Source organism: Mesorhizobium sp. WSM4823 (genome assembly GCF_055811195.1).
The window spans coordinates 1-15,367 of record NZ_JBVVQL010000014.1; the positions used below are offsets into that span (position 1 = coordinate 1).

19 protein-coding genes are annotated in these 15,367 nt (G+C 61.8%); all 19 read right to left on the minus strand.

The features are described from left to right. Positions 1-1,671 (minus strand): hypothetical protein (locus AC0L26_RS26240; protein WP_473635184.1); only part of this gene is annotated, 1,671 nt, incomplete at its 3' end. 17 nt (positions 1,672-1,688) lie between these two features. After that, positions 1,689-3,842 carry a phage tail protein gene (locus tag AC0L26_RS26245; protein WP_473635185.1) on the minus strand — a complete coding sequence of 718 codons (2,154 nt, stop codon included), beginning with the start codon at positions 3,840-3,842 and terminating at the stop codon, positions 1,689-1,691. Then, entirely contained in the window at positions 3,839-4,240 is a 402-nt protein-coding gene (locus AC0L26_RS26250) for a DUF6950 family protein (protein ID WP_473635186.1), read from the minus strand. The genes AC0L26_RS26245 and AC0L26_RS26250 overlap by 4 nt, the downstream gene beginning before the upstream one ends. After that, positions 4,233-4,820 carry a hypothetical protein gene (locus AC0L26_RS26255; RefSeq protein ID WP_473635187.1) on the minus strand — a complete coding sequence of 196 codons (588 nt, stop codon included), beginning with the start codon at positions 4,818-4,820 and terminating at the stop codon, positions 4,233-4,235. Before AC0L26_RS26255 ends, AC0L26_RS26250 begins: the two co-directional genes overlap by 8 nt. Next, positions 4,821-5,534 carry a hypothetical protein gene (locus AC0L26_RS26260; RefSeq protein WP_473635188.1) on the minus strand — a complete coding sequence of 238 codons (714 nt, stop codon included), beginning with the start codon at positions 5,532-5,534 and terminating at the stop codon, positions 4,821-4,823. Further along, on the minus strand, positions 5,531-7,843 hold the full coding sequence (locus tag AC0L26_RS26265) for a tape measure protein (RefSeq protein ID WP_473635189.1): 2,313 nt from the start codon (positions 7,841-7,843) through the stop codon (positions 5,531-5,533). Before AC0L26_RS26265 ends, AC0L26_RS26260 begins: the two co-directional genes overlap by 4 nt. Next, the gene (locus AC0L26_RS26270; RefSeq protein ID WP_473635190.1) at positions 7,843-7,989 is read right to left on the minus strand and encodes a hypothetical protein; all 147 of its coding nucleotides are present in this window, start codon (positions 7,987-7,989) and stop codon (positions 7,843-7,845) included. The genes AC0L26_RS26265 and AC0L26_RS26270 overlap by 1 nt, the downstream gene beginning before the upstream one ends. A 20-nt stretch (positions 7,990-8,009) precedes the next feature. After that, complete coding sequence (locus tag AC0L26_RS26275; protein ID WP_473635191.1) at positions 8,010-8,438, minus strand: gene transfer agent family protein; 429 nt, start codon at positions 8,436-8,438, stop codon at positions 8,010-8,012. A gap of 8 nt (positions 8,439-8,446) precedes the next feature. Further along, positions 8,447-9,178: a phage tail protein gene (locus AC0L26_RS26280; protein ID WP_473635192.1), complete on the minus strand. Its 732-nt coding sequence runs from the start codon at positions 9,176-9,178 to the stop codon at positions 8,447-8,449. 77 nt (positions 9,179-9,255) lie between these two features. Further along, the gene (locus AC0L26_RS26285) at positions 9,256-9,678 is read right to left on the minus strand and encodes a DUF3168 domain-containing protein (protein ID WP_473635193.1); all 423 of its coding nucleotides are present in this window, start codon (positions 9,676-9,678) and stop codon (positions 9,256-9,258) included. Beyond that, entirely contained in the window at positions 9,668-9,877 is a 210-nt protein-coding gene (locus tag AC0L26_RS26290) for a hypothetical protein (protein WP_473635194.1), read from the minus strand. Before AC0L26_RS26290 ends, AC0L26_RS26285 begins: the two co-directional genes overlap by 11 nt. Further along, positions 9,870-10,244 carry a hypothetical protein gene (locus tag AC0L26_RS26295; protein WP_473635195.1) on the minus strand — a complete coding sequence of 125 codons (375 nt, stop codon included), beginning with the start codon at positions 10,242-10,244 and terminating at the stop codon, positions 9,870-9,872. Before AC0L26_RS26295 ends, AC0L26_RS26290 begins: the two co-directional genes overlap by 8 nt. Next, a complete protein-coding gene (locus AC0L26_RS26300; RefSeq protein ID WP_473635196.1) occupies positions 10,244-10,711 on the minus strand; it encodes a DUF4054 domain-containing protein in 468 nt (155 codons plus the stop codon). The genes AC0L26_RS26295 and AC0L26_RS26300 overlap by 1 nt, the downstream gene beginning before the upstream one ends. A 3-nt stretch (positions 10,712-10,714) precedes the next feature. Next, positions 10,715-11,044, minus strand: coding sequence for a hypothetical protein (locus AC0L26_RS26305; protein WP_473635197.1), 330 nt, complete (start codon positions 11,042-11,044; stop codon positions 10,715-10,717). 77 nt (positions 11,045-11,121) lie between these two features. Next, positions 11,122-12,129, minus strand: coding sequence for a major capsid family protein (locus tag AC0L26_RS26310; RefSeq protein ID WP_473635198.1), 1,008 nt, complete (start codon positions 12,127-12,129; stop codon positions 11,122-11,124). A 58-nt stretch (positions 12,130-12,187) separates the two neighbouring features. Then, positions 12,188-12,652 carry a structural cement protein Gp24 gene (locus tag AC0L26_RS26315; protein ID WP_473635199.1) on the minus strand — a complete coding sequence of 155 codons (465 nt, stop codon included), beginning with the start codon at positions 12,650-12,652 and terminating at the stop codon, positions 12,188-12,190. 73 nt (positions 12,653-12,725) lie between these two features. Continuing rightward, positions 12,726-13,817, minus strand: a complete 1,092-nt coding sequence (locus AC0L26_RS26320) for a DUF2213 domain-containing protein (RefSeq protein WP_473635200.1) — start codon at positions 13,815-13,817, stop codon at positions 12,726-12,728. An 8-nt stretch (positions 13,818-13,825) separates the two neighbouring features. After that, a complete protein-coding gene (locus tag AC0L26_RS26325) occupies positions 13,826-14,236 on the minus strand; it encodes an HK97-gp10 family putative phage morphogenesis protein (protein WP_473635201.1) in 411 nt (136 codons plus the stop codon). Further along, positions 14,236-15,057: a minor capsid protein gene (locus AC0L26_RS26330; protein ID WP_473635202.1), complete on the minus strand. Its 822-nt coding sequence runs from the start codon at positions 15,055-15,057 to the stop codon at positions 14,236-14,238. The genes AC0L26_RS26325 and AC0L26_RS26330 overlap by 1 nt, the downstream gene beginning before the upstream one ends. Positions 15,058-15,367: the final 310 nt, after the last annotated feature.

Below are 15,367 nucleotides of genomic sequence, written 5' to 3' on the forward strand. Positions count from 1 at the left end.
GCCAGACTGTCCCGACATTAGCGAAACCACTGTCCGGGAATTAGCGGAACCCCTGTCCGGCTTTTGCGAAATGCGCAGCGCAGCCGCAGCCGACGCGAATATCGCAGTCGCGTCCACGACGCCATTGGGATCTGCGTCTTCCAGCAGACTCAGACCGGAGTTGCCGGCACCACTGCTATTGGCCAGCGAGACGTCGGCGAACAGGCCCGTCTCTATGACGAAATTCACCTCGAAGCGATGCGCGGCCTGATTGATGACAACAGCACCATTCGACAGAATGCCAGACCTCACCCACGCACGGATGCCCTGCGGATTGTTGTTCGGCTGATACTTGTAGGCACCTCCAGAGATGGCTGCGTACTGTCCCGCCGCAATCGGGATGCGCATGGGAATCGCCACGACCCCGTTCTCCAGGGTGATGGCCGTCGTGCTGATCACGTCGACCGTCAGGTCGCCGTTGTACTGGACGACGTGGATGCTTGCCGCTCCGGACTGATCGGCCCCCACCTGGACTTGGGTGATGGAGCCATCAGTCGCCGCAGGCACCTGCGGGATGACGCTGTAGTTGCTCGGGGTGTCAGTGCCGGTGTTGACGAGCGACGGCCAGCCGATGTCCAGCCTGGTGCCGACGACGTCGATGAGTTCGTAGGCAGCGCTCGACTGCGCGGCGACCTCGCCGACGAGAGTCGCCTTCCACTGTATGCCGTTGGACGTAGCGACCGTTTTTGCGGTGTGCGAGGTGGGCATGGCTGCAGTGAACCAACTGCTCGCGCCTCCAGGGATGGCGCCGGAGGTATAGTTCAGGCCGCCGCTGATCCACCGAATGCCGGCGATGCAGCCAGCGGGAACCTCGACAGCCTTGGTGAGAGCGAAGGCGACGGTGCTTGCGGCAAAGCTAACCTGCTGCTGCGAGATCAGCGAGAGCGTGCCGTCGCCCTCGACGAAGGCAACGACAAGCTCGAGAGCACCAGGGCTGCTCGCGCCCAGCTGCAGCGTGGTGATGTACTGGACGAAAGTCTCGAGCATGTCGGGCCAGAAGTACACGGCAGCAGCATTGGTCACGACCGTTCCTGTGCCAGTGATGGCAACGGGACCGACGATCTGCGACCCAACCGTGGCGGCCACGCTCTCTACCTGCACACCGAGCGCATCCACCTCCCCGAGGAGGGCATTGGAAGAGGCCGACTTCACGAACGTGAGTGCCGTCGTGCCGACGGTGATGGGCGAAGGCGTCGTACAGGCCCATGTCTCCGCCACGTGAGTGCCGGCGTCGATGGTGAAGGTTGCGCCAACAATGTCGTCCGGAGTGTTCATGTCCGACGACCGAACGGCCGCTCCGGAGGCCTGAACGACGTAGACGCCGTTCTGTGCAGGCGCAGTCTGGCCAGTCAGCGCGACCCGATTGCCAGTTGCCAGCGTCAGCCCATCCAGCGTGTCGCCATTTTCCATCGCCGTCGCGATGGCAACATTGGTGGCCACGAGCAGGCGCACCGACTGCTTGAGCTTGACACCGCTGAACGCCAGAGACTCGACAGCATTGACGCGCGCATCGATTTCGTCGACGAACGGAAAAATGTCGGTCGTGTCCGGCCTGTTGAAACCGGACCCCGACACGCCATCCACGACATATTTGCGCCAGGCTTTGCGGCCCAGTTCCTTGATGGTCGCCATTGGTGATCCTCTGGATTTTAGCTGACGATCGCGGCGGACGGCCCGGCCAGCGGGCCTGCAATGCTCGATCGGTTGAACGGCTCGGCGTAAATGTCGAAACTGCCCGGATCGGACAGTATCGGCAGCGCGTAGGAGATTCCGGGCGCCACGGCATAGGGTGGCGCGACCCGATCTGTGGTGCGGTTAAGCACTCCACCCGAGACCACCTTGTAGACAGCCACCGTCGCCAGATGGCTATCATTGGCCGTGCCGAAATTGGCTGAGAATTGCCCGGTTCCGTCCGACGCCGAGAAGGTCAGCAACGCGACAGGGGCGGTCGTGTCGACGACGACAATCACCGGCGCGGTGGAATTCTGCCAGTCGAACGGTGTGTTGCCGTCCTTGTTGCGGATGCGCCAGTCGTAGGCGCCGCCGTCGACGATCGCGGTGTATTGGGCATTGTCGAGATCCTGGTTAACCGAGGCGTCGAACCAGTCGTCAGCACCCGCCGCCGACACCTGCAGCTCTTGCGTATAGCTGTCCGGCAACACACCGGCCCCGGCCGCCACCCAAGCGAATTTGAGGATCGGCGCCGAGTTGGCCGCCAGCTCCACCGTCGGGGTGACGTCGAGCGTGACGTCTTCGATGTCGGACGGCAGCACCGGCGGGATGGTGACATCGTCCTGCTCGTCGATCGCTGGTACCCAGTCGAGCGCGCCTGCGCCCAGCACGACAAAGTTCGCCGAGACTGTCATGGCATCAGCATCGTATTCTATGCCGCCGATTGCATTGGCGACGCGCACCAACTCGTCTTCCGGCGACAGGTCGAGCGTGAAGGCGTAATCCTCCAGCAGGTCGAGCGCCTGCGGTCCCGAGGTCAGGCTGCCGGAAAAATCCGGGTTCTGCTCGTGCAGATAGAGCTTGCCCAAGCGCTGCGCCTGTGTCGGCGATGGGCAGAGCAAAAGGCTGATCGGCTCGCTAAGTTCCCCGCCGTCGTCCGCGAAGAGATCAGGATGACGCCACGCCACCTCGTTCTCCTTATAATTGAGCGCGGGGTCGAGATAGGTGACCTTGACGGTGTTGAACGACTTCTGCATGGCACGACCGCCGACCAGGTCGACGCTGAAGTGATCGCCGTTCTTGGCACGCAGCGCGATACCGGGAACCGAACGCATTTTCTGGCGCACCGAGATGCGGCCCTGCGGATCGATAAACACATCGGCATTGCAGACCGAGGCGATCGTCTTGATGCGCTCCTCGTTTTCCGCGTTTGCCAGGATCATGCCGGTCGCACGGTAACGCGGCTCGACACCGCCTGATTTCAGCGGAACCGGCTCGTCGCTGTGATCGCAGAAGGCGGCAAATGCATCGAAGTTGACGAACTCGGTATCGGCAGGCGTAAAACCATAGACATCCATCGTCTCGGCCAGCAGGCATCGCCCGGCATTGGTGGTCAGGCCAGATGTCCCGCCGCGGGGATCATAGATGTTGTTGAAGGCGTCGATCACCACCTGAAGCGATGGCATGTTGTTAGGGTAGACGGTCGGCATCTTCGAGGTGCCGACCTGCTCGCAGATCTGCAGCACCATCACGCAGCTGCGGTGACGGAACGGTTTTAGCGAATCGTCGAGCTCGGGGAAGGCGTCGAGGATTGCCTGGAACGGTTCGTCGGTCGACAGCCCTAGCGTGGTCAGGATCTGGACCCTGGAACGGTTGTCAGCGTGGTATTGACGTTCGGTGACGAAACCGTCTTCGTCGAGCGTCACCGGCCGTTTATCGAGGCGGATCGAGACGAAGCCTTCGATCGGCCCCTCGCTGATATAGTGCAGCAGATAACTCTTCTGGCCGCGGCGGAAGGCGAACACGATCACAGATCCGGTCAGGAACCGGCCGTAGATGCGCCGGCGCGGTGAGATCGGCTGCCTGATATTGGTCTGGATGTCGGACGGCTTGGCGCTCGGCGGCGGCTTTTGCAGCGCCAACGTCAGTGCTGCCGTCAGGCCGTAGCCGATCGTCGACACGATGGCGCCGGCAATGGCGCTGACGGCGGCCGGCCCGAGAAAGAACACCGGGCTGTTCGTGATAAGCGTCAGGATGATGGCCGACAGCGGGTCGCGGCCCGACATCTTTAGCAGATTGTCAGGGCTGAGACTGCTTTCGAGCAGCCTGACATCGCTGAGACGTGGTCTCATGCGGCATAACCCATCGACCAGACACAATCGACGCCAATGTGCAGGTGCCTCACGCCCTTCGGATGATCCCGCATTGCCCAGCTGCTCCCGTCGAAGATCATGCCGAACGTCCAGTCCTTGGTTTGCAGGATGCCGACATCGCCGCGCGCCGCCGGACTGCCCATGCGGGGCGGCCCGAGATAGTCGACCATGTGGGGAATGAGCCCGCAGCGGCGCTCCAGAAGCGCCCGGGCCTCTTCCTTGCTGTGGTATAGGCCGCGCCAGGAGACGCCGAAATCGACACCTTTGACGAGCTTGCCCCAGCCGATCAGGAATAGGATGCAGTCGCCATTTGCCTCACCCCAGACGAAGTCGCTTTCGCGCTCGCGGGCGAGATAATCGTCGAGAAGATCAGGCATTGGCGTCGAAGAGATTGAGGCTCTTGTCGATCATTTGGTTGACGTACATGAAGCCGGTGGAACCGGGATCGCGCTTTTGCTGGTCGCTGTTGGTGATCATTGAATTCGCTGAGCGCCGCCGCCGCACGAACCAGTCCTCGAGCATCAGGGTCAATGTCCGCGACGACGGCCCGGATTTGTTCATCGCCAGCCGGTCGCCGATGCCGGTGTAGAGGTGGAAACGCGGGTCAAGCGGCTGAATCTCGTTGTTGTAGAACTGGCCCCAGAAGCGGAAAAAGCGCCCCCTGATGTCGCGCTGATGCTCGGCAAATAGCGTCTTCAACGTCGGGTCGTCGGCATTCAGCGTGCACGTCACTTGACGCGATGCGCCGATCTTGGAGGCGCCGAGGTTCGACACTCTGGCTAGCCCCTGCAGACCCTTCCACTGGATCGATTCCTTGATGCCGTCGAAGCCGCGCGAAATGGCGATGCCGCCCTCATTGTGCAGATATTGCGTGCCGGACAGGAACTGGAATTCGCCCAGCACCAGCAGATGCACGTGGTTGCCGCGCGTGTATTCCTTGATCGTTTGTGAAAACATTTAGTCGACGCTTTCGACCAGGCGGGTGAGATCTTCGACAAATTCAAGCGTGACCGCGCCGCGCTTGGCGAGGTGCAGTTCCTCGGACGCAGGTACCGCCGTCGTGCAATATCCGACAAACACCGGAGCAAGTGAGACGATGGCGCCTGCGCTTGCCGCTTGCCGCAGGACCGGCGACAGTTTGAGACGATTCGAGCCATCCGGCTCCATCCATGACCCGGCGAGCATGTAGCAGAACTCGTTGATCGAGATGGCGCAGCCGCCGGGCAGTTCGCTGTCGGCGGTGACGTAGATTTCCCGATCGTTCAGCGCGGCTGGCGCACTCAGCGCTGCCTCCAATGTCGGCACAGCATGGCCGACGCCAGTGGCATAGAGCGCGTCCGTGGCGAATGGGATGCCAAGCGGGTGCGCCTGACGTGTCGCTTTGGTCGCAATGCTCCATGGACCATCGATCCCGTACAGGTCCGGCAGCCTTATCCGCACCAGTTGGCTGTCTGCCTCGATGTTGGCGAGAAAGCCACGCATCGTGCGCACCTTGGCGGTCGAATTTATGAAGATGTCTTTCAGCGTCAGTCGGAATTGCGCACCAGAATAACCGCGGGACCGTCGCATGCCATTGGTGGCCTGCTGACCAGGGCGCGTGTTGTAATCGACGGTCAGGCTGACGCTCCGCGGCGTCAGGACGCAGAGCGGATAGTCCAGAGTAACCGTCATCCGTTCCGCTCCATGATGTCGCCGAAGCGGCCGGGAAGACCACGGTCGTATTCCGAGATGCCGGCCTTCATGACGCCGCCGGCCGTGTTCTGCGAAACGCGCTCGACGAACGGTAGGAGGTTGCCATTATTGTCGGCCGACACGCCCACGGTTACCCGCACCTGCTGCGCCTGCTGCGCGCCGCCGATCCTGTTGTTCGGGATGACCTGAGACCCGCGCGGCAGGTTGATAAGTTCCGGCCCGCGCTCGCCGACCATGGCCAAGCCGCCTGGAGCGTAGTTCGTGCCGCCGGCGAAGCCCGGAATGCCGCCGAGCAGACTGGAGAGAAAACCTCCAAATCCGCCAGAACCACCAATCGACGGCATCGACAGCATTTGTTGAACGACTTGGGCAAGGATTTGCAGTAGCTCGCGGCCTTCGATCTTGCCGTCGGCCAGGGCGGTAGCAAGGCCATTAACGGCGGTCTGCGCAACTTGGCCCCAGGCTTCATAGCTCGCGGCCAGCTGGTCTGCCGCCACCTTGGCTGTGGTGGATTCCTGCGTCAGATGAGACAGCGCGTCGGCCGGCACCTGGAACGCATCAGCGGCGCGGCGTGCGACCACCTCGCTTGCGTTGACCCACTCCGTTGTCACCTTGTCGGAGGCGTTTCCGGACAGCATTTCAATCTGAGCAATGCCGTCCGCCGTGGCGCGCAAGTTGCCCGTAGCAAACCCAACATGGCCGCCTGTCTGCCCGGCACTCCTGCCGTTTGCATCAACGAGAACGTCACCCTTTTGGATATTGGCCGCGCTGACCCCCTTCCCCCAATTCAGGAAGTCGGTCGCTACGTTGCTGCCTGATCCCTTCACGCCGACTTGCGCCAAGGCGGAATTGACGAAGGCGGCGCACCACGCGCTTGTGGCTGCATCCAGATCGACACCGCCGGCCTTCAGGAAGCTGTTAATCTCCCCGCGGTTCGCATTCTCATTCTTGCCGAGAAGCAAGGTTGCGGCATCCACGGCGATGGCGGTCTGGTCTGCGACGGCCCGGTCAATCTTCTCGGCGGCATCTTTGGCGGCCCGCTCTGCAGCCTTCGTGCTCGCCGCGCTGGCCTTAGCATCCGGTGCAGCAAAATCAGCCAACGAAACCGGCTTAACAGTCGGCGTTGCCGGGACTCTTCCGGTTTTGTCGGTTGTCTTTACACCCTCGAGGACGAGTGCGTCCGCCCTTCGCTTTGCGTAGTCAGCAACGGCTTTTACAGCGGCCGGGTCTGCGTTCGAGGTAGGGCCGCCGAATCGCTCTGCATCTGGTCTTAGCGTACGTATGCCAATTGCTTTTCCAATGTCGGTTTCGGATAGGAATTTCCCAACATTGTCCAAGCCCAGTGAGTCGCCAACGCTCGCTCCGAGATTACCTGCTGCGTTCCTTACGTAATTCAGCCAGGTGGCGGCGCTTTCTAGCCAACCAATGAGCTTGCGGACTTCAGCGCCGAACGCTTCGAAATCGACGCTGTTGATGGTGTTTGCCATCATCTGGAAGGCGCTGGCCAGATCGGTTGCTACGAGGCTGCCCTTCGCAAATTCCCGCGCGGCGTCGATAAGTGCCGTGGTGACGTTCTCAATGGCCTGCGAGGTTGTCAGGACCGAGCCCTTGACCTTCTCATCAAGGATGACGCTTCCCGCTTCAAACGCTCGGAAGAACGCCTCCGATGAAATCGCGCCATCGATAACCAGTTGGCGCAACTTCGAAACCGACCCGCCCGCCTCCTCCAGACCAGCCGCGGCGGCCTGCGCGATCGGAAGCGCGCCCTCGAGTATCGAGTTGAATTCCTCCGCCCGTACAACGCCCGAGCCGAGAGCCTGGCTCAACTGCAATAGCGCGCCAGATGTTTCCGCTGCTGACTTGCCGGAAACGCGAAGAGCGACACCGATCTTGTCTGTGAAGTTAAGCAACTCCTCACCGGAGATGCCTAGCTCCTTCTGGACAAGTGAAGCGCGGCCATAGAGCTCGACCAGCGCCTCGAGCGGCGCCGCATTGCGTGTCGCGCTATCGCGAAGCCGGGTGTAAACCTGCTCCAATTGTGCGCCGGAAAGTCCCGCCACCTTGAGCGCGTTGTCGATGCGCGTTGCCGCATCAATAAGCCGCTGCGCACCCTGAACCGCAGCAGTCCCGGCGAATGCGGAAACGAGACTTGCCGACATTCCGAGCGCTGACGTCCTGATGGACGACATGGATCTGGTGAACTGGCGCTCGGCATTGAGGACATTGCGGTTATACCGGTCGACCTTCGCCTGAAGCTCAACAATGACCTGATCAGCGACAATCGCCATTACAGCCTCACGTTCGGGTCATTGAGGGTGACAGACCGGAGCAGATCCTCGGCCTGTGCCCATTCCTCGTCGGAAACGGTCGGCTTATCCTTGGTGCGCCGCTTTTCCAGCGCCCGGAGCATCGAGACGATCTCGTAGAGGCTCATCGTCTCTATGGCGCGCGGGTCTACTCCGCTGTCGAGGAAGGCTGCCCGGTATCCGGCGAAGTCGGTTTTGCTGCCGGGGTTTCCCCGGCCCCGGCTTCCCCCGATGGAATATCCTCCATCCCGAACCACACCGCCTGCATGACCTTGGCGGCTGTTGCCAAGGGCGATGCCTCGTCCCGAGGATCGGCGATCGGCCTGCCCTCGAAATAGCGGTCCATCATCGCCTTGGCCTGGGTTGGTGGCATTCCGCCGCCTTCCAGTCCAAGGAGAATGATCTGATAGAGGTCGCCATAGCGAGGCCGGAGCGACATGACGCGGTTTGCAAGCTCTGCAATGCCAGCGTCACAAGCCTTTTCCAGATGCTCGATCTGCTTCCCCTTCAGGGCAAAGAGGTATTTGTCGTCGCCCCAAGCAAGAACGACCTCGGATGAGAGGTTCGGGTTACTCACGCCTCACCTCAAGCCGCTACGACCGCGAGTGACTTGGCGGACTGCGTATTGATGCTGCCGGAGGCGTTGGTTGCCGTCTGGACCACATGCAGCAGCTTGCCGATATCGCCGACGACCGGTGTATAGCCGATCGCATTGGCACCAGCGATTGCGACGTTGTTTGCGAACCACTGATAGGCGAGCGTAGGCGCGCCGGTATAAGTGCCGGTGACCGCGGTGAACGGCGTGCCGACCACCGGAGCAGTCGCCGGGATCGAAACAGGCGTGGTGATGCCCGGCGCCGGCGGGATCGAGACCCAATTCGGCCGCCCATCCCAGACCACAGTTCCGGAATTGGTATAGCGGCCGCGACCTTCGGACGATTCCTCATATTCGGTGAGAAGCGCCCTGCCCTCCCAATAGCCTTGGTTCGGCGCGCCGATATTTCGATACCAGCGAATATCGCGGAAGGCTCCTTCCGTGTCGTCGGTCATCGACCATGCATCCCAGACCGGAAGAGCCTTATCGGCGAGCGTGCCGGTGAAGGTCAGGGTCATGCGCTTCGACACCGGATCGACACCAAGCCAGACCACTGCATCCGGGTCATCACACGGCGGGAGTTCGATATCGTTCGTGTTGGTGGTCACCGACCGGGTAAGCCCGGTGATGCCGCACGGCGCGCTGAAGATGCCGCTGCCGGCAGGCTCTTCGACAAGAAACTGCTGCTGGCCGAAGCGGATCGAATAGTCTTCCTGTGCCATGGATAGGCTCCTTCTGAGGGACTGGCGCGCGGTTCAGCGGGCCGGGCGACCTTGCCAGGGTCGTTTTCAGGCGTCGATCAGGCGAGAACCGCTGTGATCGAGAATTCAGTGATTGCGTGCCAGCGGTCGGCCTCTGGCTCATCGCGAATGAGGTTCGTATTGACCCACTCGTTTTCGATAATGCCGAGACCGGCCGGCGCGAACGTTTTCATGCGGTCGATGATGAGCGCGGCGATCCTTGCCGCCTTGTCCTCGCCGGCGCCGATGGGCGATGTCTCGGCAAAGGCATGCAGGGTGACGCGAACCGCTGCACCATCCCAGCACGTCGCCTCATAGCCGGTGGAAATCGGCGAGCCATAGCGGATGTATGGGTACTTCGGCTTGGCTGGCACCTGCATGCCGTACAGGCGCGCGACCGGCACTATGGCGGTCAGCGCTGCATCGCCCTCGAGATGGCTGATGACGGCGACCTTCAGTGGGCCGGAGATGTCAGTCGGCATTCCAGGTGATCTTTCCGTCCTTGCCGATCTTGGCGTCCTTCGGCTTCGCAATGGTCTCGATCGCACCGATAGACAGGCCATACTCGACGCAGGTCGTCGGCTCGTATGCGACCTGGCCGTGCTTGAACGACTTCATCAGGCCAGGCCGAATGATCCAGTCGAAGCGATCGGCGGTGACCCTGAACCAGCGATTATTCATTGGTCGCATCCCTTATGCCGCGGCATTCCCAATAGGCGCGGGCCGGATCCTCGGTGATGCCGAAGAGCTTGCGGCGCTGGCCCTGCGCAATGACGATGTCATCGGTGTTTGGTTTGGCGCCGGTGACGCCGCTTTGGAGGATCAGCAGGCGCACGTCGGTATCGGTGTAGCCGGGTTGCTGACGCATTGCCTCGGTGCAGGCATCGACCTGAACCTTGATTGGGACCGGTGGTTGCTCGACTGGGATGATTGTCCCGCCTGGCTGGCGCTGCATGGTCACTCGTATGAGTGAGCCGTCGCCGTAGATCGAGGACAGCACAGAACCGAAGATGCCCTGCAGGACGTTGCTGTCGAGCAAGCCGGCCATCAGTAGAACACTCCTGGCCAGCCATAGGCAGGGCCGCACCAGTCCTTGGCGTAGCCGCTCGGCGTAATGGTCGAGACGGTAGCGACACGCGGGCCGCCGCGATTGAGCCGTAGAAGAAACACGAAGTATTTCCCGCAAGGCGTTGAATTCAGCCAGTCCATGTAGGACGTCGTCGCGCTGGCCGCGGCGCGGAACCGGGTCAGCGTCAAGGCGCCGGACTTGATAGTCTCATATTGGGCCGCACCGGACGCATGAGACTGGCTATCGGCATCGGTGCCCAGCCCTTCCAGCGTCATCAGGTGGCAGGCGAAGGCGATGATCGCATTTTTGTAATCGCCGGCCATCCAAGACTGGTCGACGAGGCGCGCCGCCATGTCGAGGTACATTTGCACGGTTGGATCTGGCACGGCTGCGAACTGCGGCTTTGCTGCCTTGAAATCGGCAGGTGTGACGGCTTCGTAGGCCATGGATCAGGCCGCCAGCGCCGCGTCGATGCGCTTCTGAAGCTCGTCGGCTTTCCATCCCATGTAGGGGCGCTTGCCGGTCAGTTCAGTGTATTCGGCGCGCAGCTTGGCCAATGCGGGGTCGACGAGTGCTGCCGGCTTCTTGGCTCTCGGTGCCCTCTTCGCCTTCTCGGCAACTTCCGTCAGCACGAAATAGCCGAGCGTGCGGTAAAGCGGCAGATGCATCGGATCTATGGAAACATTCTCCAACTCGCCGCGGGCCGGCAGGCGTTCAATGCCGCCGCCCTCCACTTTGATGTCGTACGGAGAATTCGTGAGATTGACTATCTTGTGCATGGACCATCTCCGGACGATAGGGAGCGAGGAAGGGAGCGGCCCCGATCAAAACCGGGACCGCGCTGTCAGTGTGCCAATCAGGCCGGGACGGGCGTGATGCCGTCGAGATAGCGCATCGACAACGGACGCTTGATGTCGATCGGGCCGGTACGGGAGATGCCCGGCACGACGAAGTTCAGCGGCCCATCCTGGTAGACAGGCAGGAAGCGGAACGCCATCGGCAGCGGCATTTCGAGGACGTCGATGCTGTTGCGATAGCCGATGCCACGGCCGCCGCCGGCAATGCCGACGGTTGCCGCCCTTGACAGTTCGGCCAGGTCCCGGATCATGAGATCGCGGCCGGTGCGCAGGCGGTAGACGTTGTTGGACATGACATACTGCAGGATCGACATGCCGGGGCTGGTGACGCCGTAGGGCGTTCCAGCAATATACCGGTAGGCCAGCGACGGGAGCAGGATGGTATCGGCGAGCGAGCTCGTAATCACCTGATCCGGGTTCGCGATCGGACCCATGATCATGATGTTGATGTCGCGGACGATCTGCTCCGGCGTCTTTTGACCGACGCCGAGATTGTTCACCCATGCCGTAGTGGCAGCAGTCCCGTCATTCGGCGCCGCGACCGGAGTGATGTACGTGCTGTTGATCAGCCCGGTCCACTTCTTCTGTGTCGAGCCTCGGAGAACGTTGTTCCAAAGGAACTCCTCGGAAGCACGACGCGCAGCCTCGGCGCGGCGGTTGGTCAGGGGGAAGCCTTGGAACGCGGCCTTGCCGAGCTCTTCGATGTTCCACTGGTAGCCGACCGCGTACATGTCGAAGCTGGTCGACACCATGGCGAGCGTGGTGTCGGCAAGCGGGATGTCCTTGGCATAGCCGGACTGCCATTCCGCCTTACCGACGATGTCGCCGATCAGGGTGTCGACGCCCGATGCCCATTCGGGATAGGCGGTGTTGATCGGTACGAGAGCGGCGTAATCCATTTCGGGATACTCGATCTCGTAGATGCGGGCATTGAGCACATGGCTCTGTTGACGCGCGAAGCTGAAGACCAGCGCCGGATCCGCGTCGAAGATGTTGAAAGGCTGCATTGAATTTGATCCTTCTGAGGGACTGGACTGCCTCGCGGCGTTCTTGTCGGATTGAGGGTTACGGGGCGGCCGGGATGCGACGCAGCCGGATAAGCACCAACTGACCATCGGCAGTGGCCGCACTGTCGAACTCGGCGTTCGGGATCAGCAGGTTCGTGCCCACGGTGCTGGTGTATTTGCCCGAGGCAGCGATCCAGTAGACCGGGCCACCAATGGTGCAGGCAGCACCGGCCAGCGCCCAGATGACACCGCTTTCCATCACGGGGACATTGTAACCCTCGGGATAGACGGCGGCGCCGAGTGTCACGTCAGCTTCGGTAATGCCGCGGAACTTGCCTGCGGCGGCATACTTCTTGACCTGTTCGCCCGCGGTGCCGCGCATGACGGGCTGGGCAAAGCCGATCGGATTGGCAACGGTGTCCTCGGCGATGCCGGTGAGACCGTTCCACTCTTCCATGTTTTGCCGGCGACCAACGACGCCAGGCGCCATGGAGCTCGGAATAGTAGTCTGAAGGGGAGGCATTCGCTTCTCTCCATTGAAAAGGCCGGCTCAGTGGCCGGCCAAAGGGTTGCGGTGATTGGTTGAGAGCCGGCGCTTACGCCGACTTCTTGCGCTCGAAGCGGGCCAGATAGGCCGCGTGAGCGTCCTTCTCGGCCTTGGCAGCATCCGTCAGGCCGGTGGACGGCCGAAGGTGCGTGATTGCATCGCGGACCTGGTCGGCGCCGCCAGCATCCTCGGCGAGGATATCGAAGCGGGCATCGATATAGGCCTGCGGCTTGTCCTTGATCGCGGCATCGCCGAGCTTGGCGACGACGGCAGCCTTGCGGATATCGTCATCGGACTTGCCGTCGGTCTGGATGTCGGCGGCGATGGCCTTGGCCTTGGTGATCAGGTCGGCGCGGGCCGTGACCCTTGCATCGATCGCCTTGGCGTCGAGCACCTTGCCCTTCAGGTCGTCGATCTCGGCGTCCTTCTTGGCGAGTTCGGCGTCCTTTGCGGCGATGGCATTGGTATGAGCAGCGGCAGCCGTTGCGGCGTCCGTGATCTGCTTTGTCAGGCCGTCGATCGCGCGCTGCACGATCTGGGCATCTTTGTCGGCCAACTCGACCGACAGGCCGTCAACAATGATGGTTCGGGTCGTCATTGACCGTTCTCCTGGTTTCTTGTCACCGATTTTCAGTTGCGAACCGCCCCTCGCCATGGTGACGACGGCGAGATGGTTCATGCGAAGATTGGTCTGGATGGCGTCGTAGGCCTCGCCAGAAGGCGTCGTGCCGCTGTCGAAGACGAGCTCGGCGGAATAGCCCATGGAAAGCTCTCGCTTGCCGTTCTGGACCGCCTCAATGGCCTTGGCGTCCATGAGGACGAGCGGTACGCGGACGAACTCGCCGTCGCGGGCAACATCGCCGCCGGTCTGGCCTATGGCGTGATCGCGCCAGTTGTCGGCCGTGACCGCTTCATCGGGATGGTCGAGCGTTACCGGGCGATGGGCATAGCTGTGAAGCGCATCCTTTGAGAACACCTCAGCCTCGGGCCGGTAGACCCGCACCACGGCCATGTCAGGCTTGCCGACTTCCCAGCCGCGATATTCCTGGATCCCGGTGCGCGCCACCTTTGCGTCAGCCACGAGGTAGCCGTCACTGGTGCGGCGAACGCCGTCCAATGTGATCTTGTCGAAGAGGTTCATCTTTGCCTCTATCCTCTCCTAATCGTCACGCGGACGGCGTTAGCGACCTTGCGCCCAACTTTGGAGCGGTTCTTTTCCGTAGCCGGCCGCATGAACGGACGCTCCGCCATTTTGGACGTGCCGAACTCCAACTCGACTGCATGGTCAGAATGGGCGGTGACGTGCACGGTCGGCGGGCTATGGGCCACAACGGTCGTGTCGATCTTGCTATCGAGGTCGCCACTGTCCCGATTTGGTGGCTGTCCAGGCAGGGAGGGGACATGCCCCTTCCCCGAGACGCTGCCGGCGGTAATCGAGTATTCGGCGTCGAGCTCGATGTCCTGGCCGGCACTGTAGAGCGCTGCCACGACCTGCTTCGTCACGTTCCGCGCTTTCTTGAGCCTTTGGCTATGCCGCTCGGCGCCGGTGACGAGTGCCATCAGTCGAGCTCCAACACGCCCTTGGCCTTACATCCGCAGAACGGCGCCATGCCGGGCGCATCGTTGCGGCCGACGTCACTCGCCCAGGCGAACACCTTGCCGTTCCTCGCCTTGTGCGCGGGGCGATAGTGGAGTTTCCCGCTATGCCGCCATTCGAAGCTGGTCATGCCGACCTGCAACTGGCGCTGTCGATCGAGCGAGGCCGAAAGCTTCACGGTCTGGTCACCGGCGATGCGCAGCGCCCTATCCCGCGCCAGGCCGACCACCTTGGCGATCTCGGCCGCGACTTCCTTTGCCGGTGTCCGGTTCTGTAAGCCGCGAAACACGATGTCGGAAATCCTGCCCCTCGCCTGGTCCGATACATCGCGGATCAGCGCCATGTTGCGGGCAAGAACGTCCTCGATGGTCTCCTGCATCTCGCCGGCATACATCTGGGTCGAGAGGTCCACATTGGTCGAGTAGACCAGCTGCGACACGAAGCGGCGCATGTGCCAAGCCTGAATGGTCTCAGCCCACGACTGCAACAAGCCGCGAAACGTGAAGATCGAGCGCACCGCTTCGTTGTTCACCGCTTCGATCTCGACTTCGACATCGCCGGCCCTGTCGAGGGTCATGCCGTCCATAGCCTGCTGATCAGCCAGCGCGCGGGCGTAGGCAGGCTTGATGCGTTCCCCGGCTCCTGTGGCCCATATCCGCACCGTGCGCATGTAGAGCCGCGCCAGATCGTCGGCCTGCGCCTTTGTGGTGACGATGGCCGCGATCTCAATGCGCGGCTTGCGAATGCCGTTCGCCTTGGCCATGCGGCGGAGGTCGATGCGCATTGAATGTGGCCTCTTAAGTTGTCAGAATAGCCACCTGGGGGATGAAACGGCGTATATCGTTGGCGCGATCGCACTAATAGTTTGGGCGCTATGGTTCTCCCAAGCGTGGATTTTCGAGCGACTGGGTCTGCCTTGGGACTCGGAGCGTTATGGCCAATGGGGCGACACTTTTGGGTCTTTGAACGCTCTGTTTGCAGCGTTTGCGTTCATAGGCGTCCTGCTCACTCTAAGGGAGCAACAGAGGCAATTGTCGATCGCTCAACGGGAGCAACACCTTCAGAGGTTCGAATCGTCGTTCTTCCAATTGCTT

What these genes read in the sequence shown, in the direction of transcription:
- AC0L26_RS26245 (WP_473635185.1), bottom strand. Translation starts at nt 3,842, where the DNA reads ATGAGACCACGTCTCAGCGATGTCAGGCTGCTCGAAAGCAGTCTCAGC.
- AC0L26_RS26260 (WP_473635188.1), bottom strand. Translation starts at nt 5,534, where the DNA reads ATGACGGTTACTCTGGACTATCCGCTCTGCGTCCTGACGCCGCGGAGC.
- AC0L26_RS26310 (WP_473635198.1), bottom strand. Translation starts at nt 12,129, where the DNA reads ATGCAGCCTTTCAACATCTTCGACGCGGATCCGGCGCTGGTCTTCAGC.
- AC0L26_RS26250 (WP_473635186.1), bottom strand. Translation starts at nt 4,240, where the DNA reads ATGCCTGATCTTCTCGACGATTATCTCGCCCGCGAGCGCGAAAGCGAC.
- AC0L26_RS26320 (WP_473635200.1), bottom strand. Translation starts at nt 13,817, where the DNA reads ATGAACCTCTTCGACAAGATCACATTGGACGGCGTTCGCCGCACCAGT.
- AC0L26_RS26255 (WP_473635187.1), bottom strand. Translation starts at nt 4,820, where the DNA reads ATGTTTTCACAAACGATCAAGGAATACACGCGCGGCAACCACGTGCAT.
- AC0L26_RS26270 (WP_473635190.1), bottom strand. Translation starts at nt 7,989, where the DNA reads ATGAGCCTCTACGAGATCGTCTCGATGCTCCGGGCGCTGGAAAAGCGG.
- AC0L26_RS26315 (WP_473635199.1), bottom strand. Translation starts at nt 12,652, where the DNA reads ATGCCTCCCCTTCAGACTACTATTCCGAGCTCCATGGCGCCTGGCGTC.
- AC0L26_RS26300 (WP_473635196.1), bottom strand. Translation starts at nt 10,711, where the DNA reads ATGGCCTACGAAGCCGTCACACCTGCCGATTTCAAGGCAGCAAAGCCG.
- AC0L26_RS26330 (WP_473635202.1), bottom strand. Translation starts at nt 15,057, where the DNA reads ATGCGCATCGACCTCCGCCGCATGGCCAAGGCGAACGGCATTCGCAAG.
- AC0L26_RS26280 (WP_473635192.1), bottom strand. Translation starts at nt 9,178, where the DNA reads ATGGCACAGGAAGACTATTCGATCCGCTTCGGCCAGCAGCAGTTTCTT.
- AC0L26_RS26265 (WP_473635189.1), bottom strand. Translation starts at nt 7,843, where the DNA reads ATGGCGATTGTCGCTGATCAGGTCATTGTTGAGCTTCAGGCGAAGGTC.
- AC0L26_RS26290 (WP_473635194.1), bottom strand. Translation starts at nt 9,877, where the DNA reads ATGAATAATCGCTGGTTCAGGGTCACCGCCGATCGCTTCGACTGGATC.
- AC0L26_RS26285 (WP_473635193.1), bottom strand. Translation starts at nt 9,678, where the DNA reads ATGCCGACTGACATCTCCGGCCCACTGAAGGTCGCCGTCATCAGCCAT.
- AC0L26_RS26305 (WP_473635197.1), bottom strand. Translation starts at nt 11,044, where the DNA reads ATGCACAAGATAGTCAATCTCACGAATTCTCCGTACGACATCAAAGTG.
- AC0L26_RS26325 (WP_473635201.1), bottom strand. Translation starts at nt 14,236, where the DNA reads ATGGCACTCGTCACCGGCGCCGAGCGGCATAGCCAAAGGCTCAAGAAA.
- AC0L26_RS26295 (WP_473635195.1), bottom strand. Translation starts at nt 10,244, where the DNA reads ATGGCCGGCTTGCTCGACAGCAACGTCCTGCAGGGCATCTTCGGTTCT.